The organism is Capnocytophaga sp. oral taxon 863 str. F0517, from assembly GCF_000466425.1.
Taxonomy (GTDB): Bacteria; Bacteroidota; Bacteroidia; order Flavobacteriales; family Flavobacteriaceae; genus Capnocytophaga.
Map to the genome: position 1 here is coordinate 1 of NZ_KE992109.1, position 3970 is coordinate 3970.

General features: G+C 43.2%; 1 protein-coding gene. It reads right to left on the minus strand.

Annotated features, from left to right (window positions below; all coding sequences use genetic code 11):
• The coding region (locus HMPREF1551_RS03680; protein ID WP_155851606.1) for a hypothetical protein at positions 1-3901 on the minus strand (3901 nt) is incomplete at its 3' end.
• Positions 3902-3970: the final 69 nt, after the last annotated feature.

Here is a 3970-nt window from a genome sequence, read left to right on the forward strand (position 1 = left end):
CATTCTGACGTGAACCATTCTGACCGAAGATTACAAGGCGTGTACTAGTCTCATCACAGTTAAGATAGTCTTCTGTTTTGTTCTGAGTAACTAGCAACTGAGGGCTACGCTTGATCTCAAAATCTTTGGAGATGTCACAATAAACCCTATCTGAGAACCTTGCCCCATCCATCGCCCTGATATGTAAGGTATATCTGGCAGGAGCCAAGTTTCTGATATTTACATCCTCTGTCATTTCGGTATATTCTCTGAGTCGGGTAGTACTGCCCTGATAGGTCAAATACCAGTAGTAGCTTTGACCAAAGTTACTTACTTTGGTGCTTACTTTACCATCATTGGCTCCATAACAAGACTCATCCTCGACAACAGGATTGGTCATTTTGAGCTCCTTACCTGAGGCTATATCTACTGTTACATCTTTGTAACGAGTAGGACAGAATACAGGTCCTTGGAAGACATAGATATCATCGATAGCGAAATCATTACCTCCTGTATCATTCTTCGTATTCTGAATCTTAACAATTACTTTATCTCTGTTACCAGGATCTATATCTCCAAGTTCATCAGAGGATACACGAACCCAGTTGGTATTTCCATTAACAGAGTTAAAAGGTATTTCTACAGCTCTTGTTTGAGCAATTACATTATTTGCAAGGTCGGTTATCTGAATACGGATATCAGGTTTTACACCCCATTCTCCGGTATTGAGGTTCATGACATAGATTTCGAAGCCGATAGGTCCATTAGGTACTATATCCACTACTTTTTGGTAGAGGGTTTCTCCCTGACCAAGGTTGGTTCCCATATCTATATACATAAAGCGTCCTTTGCTAGCTGGATCATTGGTTGTATGATCCACTGGAGCGGATTGTATCCAGCCACCTACGCCCAATCGCCTACATGGAGAACTCCATCTGTAGGACATGGCATCGAACTCGGCATTATTGACAATCATATACTGATTCCAACCAGCACATGGATATACATAGCTCAAGCCTGGGGATACACTCACTCCGGTTCGGTTCAGTCCTGCTATATCGGTAGCGTTTCCTGTACCAAAATCCTCTCTGATCAGCTCTCGTTTATCTGAAAGTGTCTTCTTATAGAAAATACGTGTAGCCTGAGTAGTACCAGCATCGGAGACAGTAAAATCCTCCACTCCTATAGTACCTACTCTATCATAAGTACCCGTATATTGTGCAGGCAAAGCACTTACTGTAGCCGCTTTTTCTATATGATAGCTATAGTCCGCTCTGTCAGTTGTATAAGTTACCCTCGCCGCTCCAGAACAGTCATAGGCAACTGTATGCCTTATTTCTGGTTCAGCCAAAGGTGGTTCCACATTCATATCAAAAGATAAGCTACAAGGCTCCACTCCTGTTGGAGGATTCTTACTTCTTACCATAACGGTGTAAGTTCCTGGTTTTACCCCATCAAAACGGAGTTCGTTGGGTAGCCAAGTAGCTCCCAAGGCATTTCCATTCCAAGTGGTACCACCATCAAGACTCACTTCATATTTATTCCCTGGGCCTACCCCCCCACCGGTACCATTACCTCCAAAGAGGTTGGATATTCTGATAGAAGCAGGCGTATAAGGTGGGGTTACTCCTGTTGGGTTCACTCCATTACCAGAGGCATCCTTACAAGCCAAGTGGGAAATATTGACAAAAGCCTGAAGTGGGGTTCCCTCCACTACATCAATTTCTTGATCATCATAATCAGTACCTCTGAGGTATTCCAACTGTCCTTGGCTGTTGAGTACCTGATAGGATTCCTCAGGGTAAGAACAAGTCTTGCTACCTCGGCTATAATATACCCTCAAGCGATAAGTACCTGTGGTGAGACCTCTAAAGGTACCGTTGGGGTAGTCCTGTCTCACCCAAGTATCCGTAGCAGGATAGCTGGTTCCTACTTTCTTCTGAATAGCATATTTTACATCATATTTGGTAGGGTCAAACAGTGCATTATTGATACTCATGGTGATGGTTCCTCCATTGGCACTACAATCAGCAGCCGTAGCACTCTTAGTAAAGGTAGGACGTGGCTGCTGCTCGTAACGTACATGAGTGAAAGCGCTACAGCCATTGGCATCAATAACTCCTACCATATAGATTTTATGACCATCACCCGCTTTAAAGTTCGGATCATTGATATCAAAGGTATAAGAAGTCGCATTTCCTACATTGGGACGCTGTAATACCCCTGAAGTTTCTACCCATACCGTATAAGGAGGTTTTCCCCCTTGGTAAGTAATGGTAATTTTCTTATTAGGACCACAAGTAGGCACCTCTGTTGCTGCACTGAGCAATTTTAGCTCATTTTCTTCCTTGATCTCAATCTCTCTTACAGGAGAGGTACAGCTATTAGAACTGTCTCCTACCTGCAACTTTACCTCATAGGTACCCTTGGTAAGGGCCGCCAAGATAGTTGCTGAAGAGGTACTTTCCGAATTGCGATCCGCCTCTGTAGTTGCTTCATATTGAGTTACCAAAGTATTAGGCGTACCTCGTCGCTCTACAATAACCTTCACTGGTAGAGTAACATCATTGGAAAGGACAACCTTGAGCTTCCCTCCTGATGGATTATTACTTACACAAAGGATATCCTTCTTTGTAAGGGTAAAGTTGGCATCAGTATCGCCTGCGGTAGTAGCCTGTATATCAATAGACTTTTCGAATCCACAGACATTCCCTTGATACTGAGAGCCTCCATTGGGAAGTTTCTTACGGATGGTTACCGTATAACGCCCAGCTGCTGTCACCTCTTTAGAGAAACTCTGCCCAGGAACATCCGTCCAGTTTACTGAATTGGAAGGCCCATCCACCTTATATTGATAATTAGTATCAGGTATTCCAGAGAGGTTGAACCAACCCTTATTGGTCGGCGTACCTCCAGGGGTACAGATCAAAGGCATGATGTTGCGCTTGCCTATCCTAAGATTAGGTGGTGTATTACTCTTAGAAGCACCAAAATAATAGTCCATCTCACAGTTACCCGGATTCTTAATTAAGATACCGAAGTGTGTTCCCCCATTGGTATCTGTCTCTACCTCTGTTTCTGGGAGGTTATAGGTACGTCCTCTACCCACTTCTCTCCAACTACCACGTGCCGCTGGGATAGGTGTAGGCGGACAAGAAGCTGTAGTAGAAGTAGTGCCGGTATATTTATACCATATAATATCATTATCCAACACAGTGGAAGCGACCTGAGCGGTAAGTGGTACAGAAGCCCCACAGACAGCGATTTGTAGATAGTCGAGACCGGTATTGTTACACACTTCCTTAGCCGTTACCGCACTGTTAGCACGCAAGGGGTGTAGGGCATCACTTCCACTACGAGGTTGTATATTATAGGTAATGGTGCTCGCTTGATTACAAGTACCTCCAGTTCGGGTAAGAATATAAGTCCCTACTCCAGTTACTTGGTATTTTTGGGAGGTACCCACTACACCTTGTCCTTGTTTTGTCCAGCTATAAGTGGTATAGCCAGTTCCACCATCCAATTCCATAGCAGAACAGTAAGGGAGGGTATTATTAGCTACTAATGCACAAGGTGCGTCTTCAATATAGAAGGTGGTAGGGGCAGGTTTACAATCTGCTACTGCTTTATGAGAGCGTGTCTCTCTATTTGTCTCTGTAGGATTAATTGTATTATATATAAGTTTAGGCTGAAAATCTAACTTATTGCTACAAGCATCTCTTAAGTCATTACAATCATTAGTCGTTTTTACCTTAAGCATAATGGTTGAGAAAGCCCCCCCTGTTACAAAGCTATTAGGTTGCATATTAAAGGTAAGCTTCGTCTGCCCGTTTTCTGGAGTTGAAGTAGGTGCACTTACTCCAGAAGGCAAAGAACCATCAATCCCTACATAAGTAAGATTTTTAGGTAGCAATGCTTCCATCTTAAGACTTGTTGGAATACCTGTTCCTATGTTACGTATTTTTATCTGATACTTAAGTTCTGTATTGAG